Consider the following 16,167-nt stretch of genomic DNA (forward strand, 5'->3'; position numbering starts at 1 on the left):
GCTGACTGTCGATATGTGCGAATATTGCACAATCGAAGTCAGCTAATTACTCTCTATCTCACAACGGTAGACAGCCACGTCTATTCATTATGCTGAAGTTTTAGTGTCGCTACCTTCATCGAGTTCAGTGCCATCTTCAAGAAGCAATTTCGGTTTTTCTTTATCCGTAATTGTTTTTGCTGTAATGATACATTTTTTCACGTCTTCACGTGAAGGTAATTCGTACATTACATCAAGCATTGTTGACTCAATAATTGAACGAAGACCACGCGCACCTGTTTTACGTTCAATTGCTTCCTTAGCAATTGCCACAAGAGCATCTTCATCAAATTCAAGCTCAACGCCATCTAATTCAAGCATTTTTTGATATTGCTTGGCTAGTGCATTTTTCGGCTCTGTTAAAATTTGTACTAGTGCTGCTTCGTTTAATTGCTCCAGACTCGCAAGTACAGGTAATCGACCAATGAACTCTGGTATTAAACCAAATTTCAATAAATCCTCAGGAATCAGCTTGGACATGATAGAACCTTCATCTACATCTACTTTATTCGGATCTGAACCGAATCCTATTACTTTTTCACCCTGACGTCGTTTAATGATGGTTTCAATACCATCAAATGCACCGCCAACAATGAAAAGAATATTGGTTGTATCGATCTGTAAGAATTCTTGATGAGGATGTTTTCGTCCTCCTTGTGGTGGAACACTTGCAACTGTTCCTTCAAGAATTTTTAGGAGTGCCTGCTGAACACCTTCGCCGGAAACATCTCGTGTAATAGATGGATTTTCCGACTTACGTGCAACCTTGTCAATTTCATCAATATAGATAATCCCTTTTTCAGCGCGTTCGATATCATAATCAGCTGATTGGATTAACTTTAATAAAATATTTTCAACGTCCTCACCAACATAACCTGCTTCAGTTAAGGAGGTAGCATCCGCAATAGCGAATGGAACATTTAAAATACGTGCTAACGTTTGAGCTAATAAAGTTTTACCGCTACCAGTTGGGCCGATTAACACAATGTTCGATTTTGCTAATTCAATATCATCAATTTTACTATTCGTATTGATACGTTTATAGTGATTGTAAACTGCGACTGCCAATGCTTTTTTAGCACGCTCTTGTCCAATTACATACTCATCTAAAATCGTTAAGATTTCTTTCGGTTTTGGGATATCTTGGAATTCGATCTCCTCTTCTACACCTAGTTCCTCTACAACGATCTCTGAACAAAGCTCGATACATTCATCACAAATATAAACACCTGGACCTGCAACTAATTTACGCACTTGTTCTTGTGGTTTTCCACAGAATGAGCATTTTAAATTGCCTTTTTCATCATTAAATTTGAACAATATGTTTCACCCCTATTCAAGCAACAATCTTACAAGATTATTGAACCTTTATCAAATAAATTGTCTGCATCATTTACGCCTCAGTAATTATGCATGTGTAGATTATAACGCATCGTCATGTACTTTACTTCATTTGTCTTTCGAAGCATGCTATAGGAACCTGCTTACTTCGCCACCTTATACTGCTATAAAGTTACATTTATTCACTTCCGACACACTACAAACTACTGATCTCTATTTATAAATCTACTACATTCATCAACCAAGGGTATATCACTCAAAAAATAAATTTTATTTAGTTAGAACCTTTCTGAATGAAGTTAAGTTTAGCATCGTATCAATTTCGCCTTGACTCTAATAGCGCCAGGACTTCATCTAAATCCTTGCCGCCTGCCAGCAGGCACTATCTTCATTCAGTCGTGGTTTAAACACACACTAAAAAGGTTAAAAGGCTTACAGCTCGCCATCTATGTGAGATGGGAGTTTTTTGTACCTGACATAATACTTTGGATACAAAAACATCTGCTGAATGAAGATAAAAACTAAAACAATACTATGTATAAGTGAAGTATAAAGTGAATTAAATGTTAAGGGGACTGATTGCTAAGAGTTTATGTGATAAAACAAGGCACGGATGAATGCCGTACCTTGTTTTTTTTGGGCTATCTAATTACACAAAATCTTATTCAGTAATTTTAGCGTTTTCTACTAAAAATTCAACTGTTTTTTGGATTTTGATGTCATTTTCAAGTACTGCTGTTCCACCTAAAGCACTTGTGATTTGATCTTTTGTCATGTTAAATTGAGCAGCCATTTTTTCTAATTCTGCTTCAATATCAGCTTCAGATGCTTCAATTTTTTCAGCTTCAGCAATTGCTTCAAGTGTTAATGATACACGCACACGGCTTTCAGCTTCTTCTTTCATTTGGCCACGTAAGTCTTCTTCTGATTGACCAGAGAATTGGTAGTAAAGGTCTAGATTCATACCTTGCATTTGTAAACGTTGACCAAATTCTTGTAACATACGATCAGTTTCAGAGTTGATCATACCTGCTGGTACTTCAAAATCCGCATTTTCAGCTGCTTTTTCTACAAGCTCATCACGAAGAGCTGCATCTGATTCTGTTTCTTTTTGAGCTGCAGTTTGTTCTTTAATTTTAGCGCGTAAAGCTTCAACGCCTTCAACTTCTGGATCTAATTCTTTTGCAAATTCATCATTTAACTCAGGAAGAACTTTTGTTTTAACTTCTTTCACAGTTACTTTGAAAGTAGCTTCTTTACCAGCTAATTCAGCTGCATGATATTCTTCTGGGAATGTAACAACTACATCTTTAGATTCGCCAGCTTTAACACCAACTAATTGCTCTTCAAAACCTGGAATGAATGAACCTGAACCGATTTCTAGTGGATAGTCTTCACCTTTACCACCTTCAAAAGCTTCTTCGCCAACGAAACCTTCGAAGTCGATCACAGCTGTATCACCTTCTACGATTGCTTCGTCTTCTTTGATTTCAAGCTCTGCTTTACGAGCTAATTGATCTTGAATTTGTGCATCTACTTCTTCATCCGTTACTTCTACTGGAAGTTTAGATACTTCTAGACCTTTATAGTCTCCTAGCTTTGGTTCTGGTTTCACTGTTACTTGTGCAGTGAATGTGAAATCTTGACCGTGTACAAAGTTTTCTGTACCAGCGATTTCTGGGTAATCAACTGGCATAATTCCAGCTTCATCAATTGCTTTTGCATAAGATTCAGGAACGATGATTTCTAATGCATCTTGGTATAGAGATTCGATACCAAAACGTTGTTCAAACATTTTACGAGGCATTTTACCTTTACGGAAACCTGGTACGTTAATTTGTTTTACAACTTTTTTGAACGCTTGGTCCATTGCTGCGTCGATTTCTGCAGCAGGTACTTCGATTGTAAGAGTACCGATATTACCTTCTTGTTTTTCCCATTTTGCTGACATGTATAAATACCTCCAAATAAATAATCAAGTTTAAGATGTTAGACAATTCATTCGTAACTACGATTTTGACAACCATTTTAGTATAACATAGATGTGTATAGTTTCAACTTATTTCATACCTAATGTAGTTCTGTTAGCTTTTCTAACATTTGTAAAAAGTCAATGATTTCATAGTCCATTTCTTGTACATTTCCAAGCATCGCTAAGACAAAATCAATATAACTATAGGCAACATCATCTGCTTCGAACGGGTGCCATTCAAATGGATACGTTACAATGGCATGCTTTGCCATTAAATATTGTACCATTTCCAAAGTCGATGGGTCTTGTTCTAGCTTCACTTCTAGTATATTTTTTATTTCTCCATACTGCGGTAGCTGGTTAGGCAATACTAATTCAGTAGGATTAACAACTTTGGTTTGATTAAATTTGGCTACTGTAACATTGATAGCTACTTCTTGTTCTACTAATAATATAAGTGCTAGACTCTGGACAAACGGATGGATCGTGGAACATTCAATAATCTCTTTCAACGGCTCTTTTAATTGTCTTACATTTGTATCCATAAGTCGATGTAAGCGAATGGATTGCTCATTTGGACTAAGTGCCCTAAATTTCTCAAGGTCATATTCTTGTTCTTCTATTAAACGTTGTGCATTTTCTTTTTTTTCTAGATTCTTAGACACTTCACTATTCAAATTTTTTAAGCGTTCAAATTTTTCAATTTGATCCTGAGGCAAAACATTTTCTTCAAGTAGCGTTGAAATTAATGACTCTACTTGATGGTATTCTTTTAACTGCATGCATACGGTAATGTACAATTCCATGATTTCTACATAAAATGACGTACCCATTGAAAATAATTGCTCACAAACATCCTTTGTCTTGCTATAGTCCTTTAATTCATACAAAGCGAAAGCATAAGCACTAAGAGCAAATTCATCCCCAGCTTCGTACACAAATGCCTTTTCAAAGCTTGCCACCGCTTTTTCATACTGAAAATTTTCAGCAAACATATGTCCTTCACGTATTAATGTTTGGACAGCGCCCGGAAAAACAACAACATTGTCATGTTTAATGACATGACGCTTTCTTTTTGTCATTTTTCTCACCTCATTATTCTAATTTTTCATTTCTGCTATTTACTAAAAAAATCCAAGTTTCTTGTTTTTAACAAAAAATTATTGCTTTTGCATTCATATTTTGTAATAAATTGTATTATAATTAGAATAGTCTAAAATTTATCACAATTCGCAGACGCTTCCCCTTTGTTGTCTGCATCAAGAAAATCAAGTTCTTAACAAGGAGTGGAATCCATGCAATTACTTGATACAATTACAGAATTTGATCATTGTATCTCATCTGCATTCGAGGCATTATCGATTAAAGTCATTTCAATTTCTACAACGGACGGCCCTTTTCAAGATAAGCCGATAGAATTTGAACTTTTAACACGCACCAAAATAGATGTCTACACACAAGAAGCCAGCACCTATATTTTAAAAATTCAAGGGTGTATTCCTGGATCTATTGCACTTGGTCATCAAAACGAGTCTCTTTCCATTATTCCTCAAAAAGTAAACATTGAATGTAACTACAAGCTGCTACATGTTGATAAAAAAGATATGCAGCAGATTTTACAACATCCTGAACCAAATCGTCACTATAGTGAATGGCTCATTGATGCAATCAAAAATGCCAATATTCTTGTCGAGTTAAAGACAAATCAACACACGCTCACTGAATGGCCAATTGGCATTAAATCAGCAGTCATTATTTAGCTAGACAAAGACATACTTAAATAGGTATGTCTTTTTTATTGTTCACATTTTAGTTTTACCATTTTATTGCGTTTCTATCATAACAACTTTCTATAGTTTCTGGAAATAATATTGTAAAAATTATGTTTTAAAGAGGACATTCTAACTGTGCTTGATTAAAATGATGGTTTCAAATTTATCCCTTCGAAATGAAATGGCGCTATAATATAAAATACAAAAATAAGTTGGGGGCTTTTTTACATGGATATTAAAGAAACATTACAGTCTTTTTCTACAATGACACTGTCTGAGCGTCAGACATTTATGTTCCAACATAGTGATTGGCTATTACAGGAGATGTTAGCCCATATTGGCTCAGTTGATGCCGAATTACGAGACCAGCTCATTTATCGCACCTTTGTTGATTTACTAAGTGATAATTTATTGAGTTCTCAACAACTTCAATATTTGTTTGATACAGTTACAGGTGAGGATTTTTTATATTTACATATCGGAGATAAAACAGAGGATAGTGTCTTTACTCGTTCTTTTTCTGCTTTACTAGTTGCAGGTCTTCTTGCAAAGGACGCTGAATTACTTGTTTTAAGAGATGAAGACCTACAAGTGTTCTTTAAAAAAATTGGCCGTTATTTGTTATTAGAACAGGATATGAGAGGATATGTTCAGGGAAAAGGATGGGCACACAGTATTGCACATGGTGCAGATTTAGCTACAACAACAATAAAACATCCAAAATTCGATTTACAGTATGCACCATCCATTTTACATGCATTAAAACTTGTCACTTGGAAAGAAACAGTCTTTGTTAACGATGAAGAGGAACGTTTAATTAATATAGTGGATGCATTATTGCTTCAAAATTACTCAGAGGAAGCACTGATCGAATTTGTTGAGCAGGCTTTTGATAAATTTGAAATGCATTTAATGACACAAGGTTATAATGAGCTCTTCTTTAGTGGAAGAACTTGTACCTTAAACTTTATGAAAACACTGTATTTTTCTTTGAAAATGAATAATAAAGCTCCACAGCTTCAAAATACGATTTATGGACAAGTAGCCAAATGGCTGAAGCTTGGTGATTGACAGGTAATTTTAAAAATGCTGAATTACACCGCTTAATTCTTGATAACATAAATTTTTTCTAAAATACTAGCAAACTAAGAACTGGCTTAGTTTGCTTTTTACTTTTCAAATAAAACAAATGAAGTAAAAATATGGATATTAAAGAAAAGCTGTTATTATATTAACATAATTAATATTTCACTCCATTTATTCCCTCCTTGCTCATTCCTTTCATTGAAAATTCAACCTATTGTTTCCATAAAACGTCATTGCATCTACTCCTTTTTTGGATAAAAGGCAAATAAAAAATCCCAATAGGTCTGGTATGACAATGATTTTATTACAAAACAGCGTCTAAAATGTGAAATACCATTTTTCACAGTTTAAATTATTTACTTAGGTAAACATCAGGAATGCAGTATTTTCAACGTTTCCACAGTGTTTAATAAATAAAACCTATAAATACCAATACTAAAATAACGATTTTTGTTCAAAAAATGTTCAAATTCAATACCGCTATACTATCATTTTCATAACAAAATTATGTTTTTTCTTAAAAACAGGGCGTATAATCCAATGTGCAAACAACGAGAGATTGTGACAATCGTAGTTAACCAAGTATGTATTTAAACGATTGCGCAAATCATTGATTTTGCTAACGCTTGCATCAGATCAATCAACACTAGATTTTATGTTTCATATTGAACCATGCCATTGTAATTTCTTATGTTGTTGATTGATACGCCAAGATAAAAGAGGTGACCTCAGTATCAACTATTTGTAAATGTGACACTGACAAAAAACACATGAATTTTATGAATAGCCGTTCTATAGAAAGGAGTCAAACATGAAGAAAAAATTAAGTTTAATGTTAGTAGCATTTAGTGCGATTGCTCTTCTTGCTGGATGTGAACCATTAACAGTGTTCAATCCAAAAGGACCTAATGCTGAAACATTATCAAACACAATTATCTTATCCATTATTACAATGGCCTTTATATTGCTAGTCGTGTATGTGCTTTTAGCCTTTATGCTTACAAAATATCGTGCGTCAAAAGCAGCTGCAGATTATGAGCCTCCTCATGAAGAAGGAAGTCATCTGCTTGAAATTACATGGACAGTAATTCCAATTATTATCGTAGCATTTTTAGCTGTTGTGACAGTAAGAACAACATCTACAGTAGAAGCTCAACCAGCAGGTTATGACGATAAGGAGCCTTTAGTGATTTATGCATCATCATCAAACTGGAAATGGCACTTTAGTTATCCAGAAGAAGGTGTTGAAACAGTTAACTATGTAAACATTCCGGTGGATCGTCCAATCGAATTTAAGCTTTACTCATTTGGTCCAATTACAAGTTTCTGGATTCCTCAATTAGCAGGTCAAAAATATGCTATGAGTGATATGTTAACAACAATTCACCTTGCAGCAGATGAAGTTGGTTCATTTATGGGACGTAACTCTAACTTTAATGGACGTGGCTTTGCAGAAATGGAATTTGAAGCACAATCTATGACACAAGAAGACTTCGATAAATGGGTTGCTGATGTTAAAGCGAAAGAGGCACCATTAACAGAAGAAAAATTTGATGAGCTTTTAGAGGCAGAACATGTTGGTCGCCAAAGCTTCTCATCTACACACTTAGACTTTAGACCAGCTCCAATGGAACATGGCAAACACATGAATATGGATGAAATGGATCATGGGGACATGTCTGAAGAAGACATGAATAATGAACATTCTGGTCATTAATTTGATTTTATCGTTGAACGAATCGAGACATTAATTTTTAATTCTGAAAGGAGCGCATCCAATGAGTATGGAAGAATTATTCCATCCAATGCAAGAACCGATGATTTTAGCGGCAGCTATTAGTATCGTAGTTGGTGCAGTGGTTATCGTAGCAGGCCTTACTTATTTCAAAAAATGGGGCTATTTCTACAAAAACTGGCTATCAACTGTTGACCATAAAAAAATCGGGATTATGTATATCGCAGTAGCTTTATTAATGCTATTCCGCGGTGGTATCGATGCACTATTAATGCGTGCACAAACAGCCGTTCCAGATAACGGACTTCTTGATGCACAACACTATAATGAAATTTTCACAACACACGGTTTATTAATGATTCTATTTATGGCGATGCCATTTGTTATCGGCTTAATGAACATTGTCATTCCACTTCAAATCGGTGCACGTGACGTTGCTTTCCCACGTCTAAATGCTGTCAGCTTCTGGCTATTTGCAGCAGGTGCTGGTTTATTAAACTTATCATTCATTATCGGTGGTTCACCAGACGCTGGTTGGACAGCCTACTTCCCTCTTGCAAGTACGGATTTTAGTCCGACTGTAGGGAATAACTATTATTCTTTAGCCCTTCAATTATCAGGTATTGGTACTTTAATGACAGGTGTTAACTTTATCACGACGATCATTAAAATGCGTGCTCCTGGTATGACATTAATGAAAATGCCAATGTTTTCTTGGTCAATTTTAATTACAAACATTATTATCGTATTCGCGTTCCCAGTATTAACTGTAGCGCTTGCTCTTATGATGTTTGACCGTCAATTCGGCACAAAATTCTTTGCGATGCAAGACGGTGGTATGGATATGCTTTGGGCCAACCTTTTCTGGGTTTGGGGACATCCTGAGGTTTATATCGTTATCCTACCTGCTTTCGGTATTTTCTCAGAAATCATTGCAACATTCGCACGTAAAAACTTATACGGTTACAAATCAATGGTGATGAGTATGGTGGTCATTTCCCTACTATCATTCGTAGTTTGGGCCCACCACTTCTATACAATGGGTCATGGTGTAATGGTAAACAGTGTTTTCTCTATTACAACAATGGCAATCGCCGTTCCTACTGGGGTTAAAATATTCAACTGGCTACTCACAATGAGGCACGGGAAAATTCAATTTACAACACCGATGCTTTATGCACTTGGCTTTATTCCTATCTTCACAATTGGTGGGGTTACAGGGGTAATGCTAGCGATGGCAAGTGCTGACTACCAATATCATAATACGATGTTCTTAGTTGCCCACTTCCACTATGTATTAATTCCAGGTACAGTATTTGGTGTCCTTGCAGGTTACCACTACTGGTGGCCAAAAATGTTCGGTTTCCGTCTAAATGAAAAATTAGGGAAAGCTGGTTTCTGGTTCATTGCCATCAGCTTCAACGTAACGTTCTTCCCACTATTCATTTTAGGTTTAGATGGATATGCTCGTCGTATGTACACTTATTCTGAGTCTACTGGTTATGGTCCATTGAACATGTTATCGTTCGTTGGTGCTCTAGGACTTGCAGTCGGCTTTGCATTAATCGTCTACAATATTTACTATAGCTGGAAGCATATGCCTCGTAATGAAAAGGCAGATGTTTGGGATGGTCGTACACTTGAGTGGGCTACTCATTCTCCAGTACCAGAATATAACTTTGCCGTAGTGCCTACCGTTACTCGCTTAGATGAGTTCTGGTTCGCGAAAAAAGAAGGTCGCGATATTACGGCAGGTACAATCGAAAAAATTCACATGCCAAATAATACAGGCACACCTTTCTGGATGAGTGGATTCTTCTTCCTTGCAGCATTCTTCGCTGTATTTAATTTATGGATTCCAGCCATCATCAGTATGCTTGGTGTATTTGGCTTCATGATCCATCGTTCATTTGAAAAAGATCATGGTCGTTACATTTCAGTTGAGGAAGTAATGGCAACTGAGAAAAGCTTGAGAGGTGATAAATAATATGAAAATCGATTCTTCACTTCCATTAGAATATAGTACAGAGGAAAACCGTCTAAAAATCTTTGGTTTTTGGATTTTCCTTGGCGCCGAAATCGTGTTATTTGCCACTTTATTTACTGTGTATTTCACACTTCATACACGTACAGGTAGTGGACCAGATGGTGCCGAGATTTTCGAATTAACTCCCGTTCTATGGGAAACATTCTTATTATTAACAAGTAGTTTCACAATTGGTCTTGGTGTTCATGCAATGCGTATTGGTCGTAAAAAAGCGATGATGACATTCTTTATCATCACTCTATTACTAGGCCTTGGCTTCTTAGCTATTGAGATTGATGAATTTGTCACATATGTACACGAAGGTGCGACGATTCAAACAAGCGCATTCTTATCGTCATTAATGACTTTACTTGGAACGCACGGTGCCCACGTAACATTTGGTTTCTTCTGGGGCGTAGCTATTTTAATCCAAGTAGCGAAACGTGGCTTAAACCCACAAACGGCTAATAAAGCGTTTATCTTCTCACTGTACTGGCATTTCCTAGACGTTGTTTGGATTTTCATCTTCAGCTTCGTCTATTTGAAAGGACTGATTAGCTGATGAAGGAATTATTCCCAAAACAACATGTCATGGGCTTCGGCTTCTCACTATTACTAACAATCGTAGCTTTAGCAGTTGTAAAATTTGATATGTCTCTTAATATGGCATTTGGAATTTTACTAGTAACTGCTCTTGCACAGGCAACTGTACAATTAGTATTATTCATGCACATCGGTGAATCTGAAGATAAAAAAACGTTATATACAACAATTTTATACTCAGTATTCGTAGGTGTTGTGACAATCATTGGTACATTATTTGCTATGATCTGGGGTTATAATTGATCCATTACACTATGGTGTAAGCAAAAGGCTGTCTATACTTATCGTCCTTGTACGATAAGTTCATGACAGCTTTTTTGTTTTATCCCTATTCATTTGGTAATTATCGCGTTTAAAGATTACAAAAGTAGGAGTAATGTTATTTTTTTAATAAAAAAGTAGTTCTTTTCTAACAATTTATGAAACTTTTCCTTTTTTAGTGCGTATAGTAGTAGATAGTGTTTTTTACCAAGAATAGGAGATGAAAGTAATGAAGAAAATTTTTAAAGTATTAGCAGTCGGAACACTAGCTTTGACACTTGCCGCTTGTAATTCAAGCGCTACGCCTACGAAAGACACAACTAATAAAAGCAAACTCACTTTAGAACAAGTGTATGACAAAGCAGTAGATCGCCAGGCTGATATTCAAAGTGCAAGTGCTAAAATGGATATGACACAGGTGACAAAGGTTGGGTCTGGTGAAGAAGCAATGGAGTTTTCAATCGACTCCAAAATGGAGATGGATATCATCGTTGATCCACTTGCAATGCATTTATCAGGATCTATGACAATGCCTGATATGATGAATGAAGGTAAAGAAACAATGGACATGCCAATTGAAATGTATATGAAAAAAGATGCAGGCTTATTTATGAAGGATTCGACAACAGATAGCTGGTTAAAGCTCCCTGATGAGAACTTTGATGCTATATTAGATCAAACGGCGGCTTCTGCTGATGCGAAGGAACAGCTAGAACAATTGAAAAAATTCATTAAGGACTTTACATTTGAACAAACGGATGATGAATACGTCCTTACATTAGATGCAAAAGGCGATAAATTCAAAGAACTAATCGATTCTGAGATTAATAAGTCTATGCAAGAAATGGGTCTAGAAGAAAATCCAATGGATCAACTATCAATTGAAAAAATTAACTACGTACTACACATCGATAAAGAGACTTTCGATACGAACAAAATGGATATGAATTTTGACTTAAAAATGGCCGTAGAAGGTGACGAATTGTTAATGAATACAAAATCAGTCGTTACGTATACTGAATTTAATCATCTAAAAACAATCGATATACCTCAAAGCATTATTGATAATGCTCAAACATTCCAATAAAAAAAGAGCCTGCTTGTCTACTAGCACAAGCAGGTTCTTTTACTCTCAACTATTTTAACAACTAACGAACAATCAACACATCACAAAGCGCATGACGTACGACTTTCTCTGCCACAGAGCCTAACATCATTTTCTCCATACGATTTAATCCAGTTGCACCGCAAACAATTAAATCAACCTGAGGTAACTGTGTTAAAATGCCTTTTGGTGAACCTGTTTCTACAATGGATTCGACCTCTTTGACTCCTGTCTGTAATGCCTCTTTTTCTAGCTTTTCCATTTTAAGAATGTTTTCCTTCTTCAATTCCTCGGCATATTTTAAGTCATATGCTGAAACTGCTCCAAACGATTTTGTATCAATGACATTCACCAATTGCAAAATAGCATTGTGTTCCTTTGCTAATTGACTAGCTCGATCCAATGCTTTTAATGATTGTTCTGAGAAATCAATTGCTACTGCGATCTTAAGATAGTTTGCCATGTTTGTCCTCCCCATTCATCCTAGCATTCCATGTTTTCTCAAATATTATATCACAATGGCGTTCGATATAGTTTATCATCCTGAGGTTGCGGATTTCCACGACCATCTGTATTATTGCTAATAAAATAAAGAAATTTTTCATCCACAAAGACATCACGAATTCTACCAAATTCTGATAGTAATTCATTGTGTTTGTTCTTATTTATATCAAAAGCTAGGACTGCTGTGCCTCTTAGGGCAGCGACATATAATTGATCATTTACAATAGCAATGCCTGATGGTGCCCATGTGTTAGAAGCACCGGATGTAAAAAGAGGTGTTATCATCCCCTGCTCTTTCTCCATTCCTTCAATAAGAGGCCAGCCATAATTCTTTCCCTTCTCAATGATATTAATTTCATCATTTCCTGCATTGCCATGCTCACTGGCATACATCGTACCATCATTAGACCATGTTAAGCCTTGTGGATTTCGATGTCCATAGCTGTATATATAGGATTGAGGAAAAGGATTATCATTCGGTATGGTGCCATCCAAATTGATGCGCAAAATTTTCCCTTCTAAAGCTTCCGCATCCTGTGCTAAAGAAGGTTGTGTTGCATCTCCTACCGTTGCATACAGCTTGCCGTCAGGACCTATTTTCAAACGTCCCCCATGATGGTATGTACCACTCTTTATTCGATCCATAATAAGATTCTGTTCGAGCCATTTATTATCGCTAAACGTTAACGTAACAATTCGATTAAATTGTTCCTCTTCCTCGACATACGTATAATACGCATAGGCAACTTGACTAGTAGGAAAATTAGGTGCTAACACAAATCCCAACATACCAGCTTCTGGAGCAGTTGATAGCTCCTTTTTCAGGATAACCTGCTGTCTATCAACGCCCCCTTCCGCAATCTTTACAATACTTCCTGGCCTTTCTGCTATATAAAAGACATCTCCACTTTTTTGAATCGACCAAGGTGTCTGCAATTGATCTGCTATTATTTCAATAGAGGAATTCATGGCATCTTTAGCATGATTTTCCTCACTTTCTAACCTATTATCGTTATTATCCTTCGTTGACGTACAAGCAACACATAGAATCATCGTTAGCAGTATTAAAGGTATGTAACGTCCCATGATTAATCATCCTCTCATTTATGAAAAATAGAAAGAGACGCCACCTAGACGCCTCTCTTACTTTTTATACTTTCAAACAGGATTATTTCACCAAATGTTCTTGTTTTCTCTAACACCTCTAGAAAGGCTTCTTTACGATGGATGAGTCGTTCTTGGTGCAATTTCTGATAGGAATGCTGAAAATCATCTATAGCTATTTTATCCATAAACTCACCTCATATAGTAGTACGTGCTAATATCATTATAATGTTGGAAAATTCTTACGACAATTCTATTTATATTTTTGATTATATGTTCCCAAAATAATAAGGATAAAAGACATATAATTTCTTGCAGCAGCTATTTAAATTTATCTAACTAATGAATGAAAAATGGTAGTACTTTTTCTTCCACAGCTTGTTCACCTGCTTGAATCCATCTACTTTTATCATGAATGTATCCATCTTTATCAAGCGGAGTTTGAAATTGACTAACACCAGTTGCATCTAGTAAGGAGCCCTCATCATAATCTAGACCAATATTCTCAACATGCTTAATGACAAATGGCTTTTGAAAACGAATTTGAGCATCTTCATTATCAAGCTCTCCTGATGTGACGATAAAAGGGACACGTAAATAAATAGTTTCTCCTGCCTCTTTCCATAAAACCGAGTCAAAGCTACCTTTATAGTACTCCCAATTCCCGCCGATCGTGAAACCCCGATCGGCAATTTTATCTCGTAAATAGCCAAATCCTATCTCTTTTCCAACGATTTTTGAATCAAATTGTAACAATTTATCTTCTCCTCCTTTCACTCGATAAAAGTTTAACCTAAAATACGATATTACAAACTAGCTAAGAGATCATTTTGCTGAACAAAAAAATCCCGAAACCTGAGTAGATTATGGTTTCGGGATTTTCGTAAATTTTTTATAAAGGCACTGAAATATTTCGATGTAACACATATTTAGCAGCTTCTACATACTCTGTGACAGCTCTTTGACTGACTGCGGCTGTAGGAACAATACTCTCAAAGCCATGATAGCAGCCTGGGTATAAGTGGAATTCAACATCTACTCCAGCCTGACATAGCTTGGTTACATATTGTAAAGTCTCATCACGAAATGGATCAAGTTGACCAACACATGTATAAGTAAATGGTAAACCTGATAAATCATCCGCTCTAGCTGCGGCAGCATATGGTGCTACATTGTCGCTACCATTTTCTCCATTCAAATACATTTCCCATCCCTTTTGATTGAGTGAGTGGTTCCAGATCATATGTCCCGTAATTTCTAATGAAGATGGGGTATTATTGCGATCATCAATCATTGGATAGAGCGGCATTTGGAAACTAAGCTTCGGATAATTTCGATCGCGTGTAAGTAGTGCAAGTGCAGCTGTGAGCCCACCACCAGCACTTGCTCCAGCAATCCCTAAACGGGTAGGATCTATCCCTAATTCATCCGCATGATCTGCTACCCATTTTAACGCTGTATAGCAATCTTCAAGCGGAGCTGGATAAGGATGTTCAGGCGCAAGTCGATAGTCTACAGATACTACAACACAATTCGCTTCATTGACAAAACGCTGACAAAGCACATCATCACCCTCTGGTGCTCCTAAGACATAACCTCCACCATGAATCCATAGCAGGCCTGGGTATATTTCCTTTTGCTCTTTTGACTTATAAATACGAAGACGAAGAGAATCATTATTATCAGGCCCTTGAATGACTTTATTTTCTACTATGATGTGCTCTTCAATTGGAGCTGGTACAGCAACGGCTGCCATTCCTTCTCTTGTAGCTTGTACATTATCCAAATCTAATGGGGGAAAAATTGCTAACGTTTCTTTTAGTTCTGAATCAATACGATGTTCCATTAAAATCCTTCCTCTCTTATTTAAAATGTTTTTACGATGTTAAACCGCCATCAATTGGGACGACAGCACCATTCACATAAGAAGCTTCCTGCGAAATTAAGAAAGCGATTACATTTGCGATTTCAGTAGGGTTTGCTAATCTACGTAATGGTCCATTTTCTTCTGGACTTGATGCCAATCCCTTTGTCATGTTTGTCATCACGCCACCGGGACAAATTGCATTCACTCGAATCCCTTTAGGTCCATATTCCATGGCTGCCGTTTTAGTTAATCCAATTACACCATGCTTACTTGCCGCATAACCACCTAGATAGGGTTGTCCCTGTATACCAGCTGCTGAGGATGTATTCACAATGACACCTGATTGCTGTTGCTCCATTTCTTTTAATACATACTTTAAGCCGAGAAACGCCCCTTTAAGATTGACCGAGATTATTCTATCAAACGTTTCCTCTTCTAAATCTCCCAGTAGTGTAGGTGGGCTTAAAACACCTGCATTATTGATAAAAGCATCAATCCTGCCAAATGTTTCTTTTGCAGCGTCCACATATTTTTTGACATCATTGCTTTGTGAAACATCAGCTTGGACAAAAATTGCTTGTTGGTGATATTCCTTAACAGCATGTAGTGTGTCTTGTCCACTTTTATCATCAAAATCCACTAAAACTAATGCTTTGCCCATAGTGGCAAGCAATTTTGCTGTCTCTCTTCCTATACCACTTCCAGCACCTGTAATAATGACTACTTGTTGCTCCATATTGATATATGCTCCC

16 protein-coding genes are annotated in these 16,167 nt (G+C 36.5%); 7 read left to right on the forward strand and 9 right to left on the reverse strand.

The features are described from left to right. Positions 1-87: 87 nt before the first annotated feature. The 3 genes from clpX to B3D98_RS21275 all read right to left on the reverse strand — a co-directional run bounded on the left by clpX (position 88) and on the right by B3D98_RS21275 (position 4,434). A complete protein-coding gene (gene clpX / locus B3D98_RS21265; protein ID WP_036075657.1) occupies positions 88-1,359 on the reverse strand; it encodes an ATP-dependent protease ATP-binding subunit ClpX in 1,272 nt (423 codons plus the stop codon). Between the two features lie 682 nt (positions 1,360-2,041). Continuing rightward, positions 2,042-3,331: a trigger factor gene (gene tig / locus B3D98_RS21270; protein WP_048395116.1), complete on the reverse strand. Its 1,290-nt coding sequence runs from the start codon at positions 3,329-3,331 to the stop codon at positions 2,042-2,044. Between the two features lie 119 nt (positions 3,332-3,450). Then, a complete protein-coding gene (locus B3D98_RS21275) occupies positions 3,451-4,434 on the reverse strand; it encodes a hypothetical protein (RefSeq protein WP_048395114.1) in 984 nt (327 codons plus the stop codon). 213 nt (positions 4,435-4,647) lie between these two features. Between B3D98_RS21275 and B3D98_RS21280 the strand changes: the two genes are divergently transcribed. The 7 genes from B3D98_RS21280 (at position 4,648) to B3D98_RS21310 (ending at position 11,922) form a co-directional block, all read left to right on the forward strand. Beyond that, the gene (locus tag B3D98_RS21280) at positions 4,648-5,112 is read left to right on the forward strand and encodes a hypothetical protein (RefSeq protein WP_103118506.1); all 465 of its coding nucleotides are present in this window, start codon (positions 4,648-4,650) and stop codon (positions 5,110-5,112) included. 240 nt (positions 5,113-5,352) lie between these two features. Continuing rightward, positions 5,353-6,195, forward strand: coding sequence for a DUF2785 domain-containing protein (locus B3D98_RS21285; protein ID WP_259948300.1), 843 nt, complete (start codon positions 5,353-5,355; stop codon positions 6,193-6,195). An 826-nt stretch (positions 6,196-7,021) separates the two neighbouring features. Then, positions 7,022-7,927: a cytochrome aa3 quinol oxidase subunit II gene (gene qoxA / locus B3D98_RS21290; RefSeq protein WP_103118508.1), complete on the forward strand. Its 906-nt coding sequence runs from the start codon at positions 7,022-7,024 to the stop codon at positions 7,925-7,927. Positions 7,928-7,988: 61 nt separating this feature from the next. Beyond that, entirely contained in the window at positions 7,989-9,932 is a 1,944-nt protein-coding gene (gene qoxB, locus B3D98_RS21295) for a cytochrome aa3 quinol oxidase subunit I (protein WP_048395108.1), read from the forward strand. Position 9,933: 1 nt separating this feature from the next. After that, on the forward strand, positions 9,934-10,533 hold the full coding sequence (gene qoxC, locus B3D98_RS21300; protein ID WP_016991860.1) for a cytochrome aa3 quinol oxidase subunit III: 600 nt from the start codon (positions 9,934-9,936) through the stop codon (positions 10,531-10,533). Beyond that, positions 10,533-10,817, forward strand: a complete 285-nt coding sequence (qoxD, locus tag B3D98_RS21305) for a cytochrome aa3 quinol oxidase subunit IV (RefSeq protein WP_004226585.1) — start codon at positions 10,533-10,535, stop codon at positions 10,815-10,817. Before qoxC ends, qoxD begins: the two co-directional genes overlap by 1 nt. A 247-nt stretch (positions 10,818-11,064) precedes the next feature. After that, entirely contained in the window at positions 11,065-11,922 is an 858-nt protein-coding gene (locus tag B3D98_RS21310; protein ID WP_048395106.1) for a DUF6612 family protein, read from the forward strand. Between the two features lie 61 nt (positions 11,923-11,983). On the opposite strand, the gene B3D98_RS21315 is transcribed toward B3D98_RS21310, so the two are convergent. The 6 genes from B3D98_RS21315 to B3D98_RS21340 form a co-directional block, all read right to left on the reverse strand. Continuing rightward, positions 11,984-12,403 (reverse strand): universal stress protein, encoded by a 420-nt coding sequence (locus tag B3D98_RS21315; RefSeq protein WP_054550012.1) that lies wholly within the window; start codon positions 12,401-12,403, stop codon positions 11,984-11,986. A gap of 50 nt (positions 12,404-12,453) precedes the next feature. After that, on the reverse strand, positions 12,454-13,530 hold the full coding sequence (locus B3D98_RS21320) for a PQQ-dependent sugar dehydrogenase (protein ID WP_288585953.1): 1,077 nt from the start codon (positions 13,528-13,530) through the stop codon (positions 12,454-12,456). A 44-nt stretch (positions 13,531-13,574) separates the two neighbouring features. Then, a complete protein-coding gene (locus tag B3D98_RS21325) occupies positions 13,575-13,736 on the reverse strand; it encodes a hypothetical protein (RefSeq protein ID WP_167444838.1) in 162 nt (53 codons plus the stop codon). Positions 13,737-13,887: 151 nt separating this feature from the next. Next, entirely contained in the window at positions 13,888-14,304 is a 417-nt protein-coding gene (locus tag B3D98_RS21330) for a YugN family protein (protein WP_048395101.1), read from the reverse strand. Positions 14,305-14,440: 136 nt separating this feature from the next. Beyond that, positions 14,441-15,394 (reverse strand): alpha/beta hydrolase, encoded by a 954-nt coding sequence (locus B3D98_RS21335; RefSeq protein ID WP_103118510.1) that lies wholly within the window; start codon positions 15,392-15,394, stop codon positions 14,441-14,443. 31 nt (positions 15,395-15,425) lie between these two features. Continuing rightward, positions 15,426-16,157: an SDR family NAD(P)-dependent oxidoreductase gene (locus B3D98_RS21340; protein WP_288586042.1), complete on the reverse strand. Its 732-nt coding sequence runs from the start codon at positions 16,155-16,157 to the stop codon at positions 15,426-15,428. Positions 16,158-16,167: the final 10 nt, after the last annotated feature.

Origin of the sequence: Lysinibacillus sp. UBA5994, from assembly GCF_002429725.1 — a bacterium.
GTDB lineage: Bacteria > Bacillota > Bacilli > Bacillales_A > Planococcaceae > Lysinibacillus > Lysinibacillus capsici.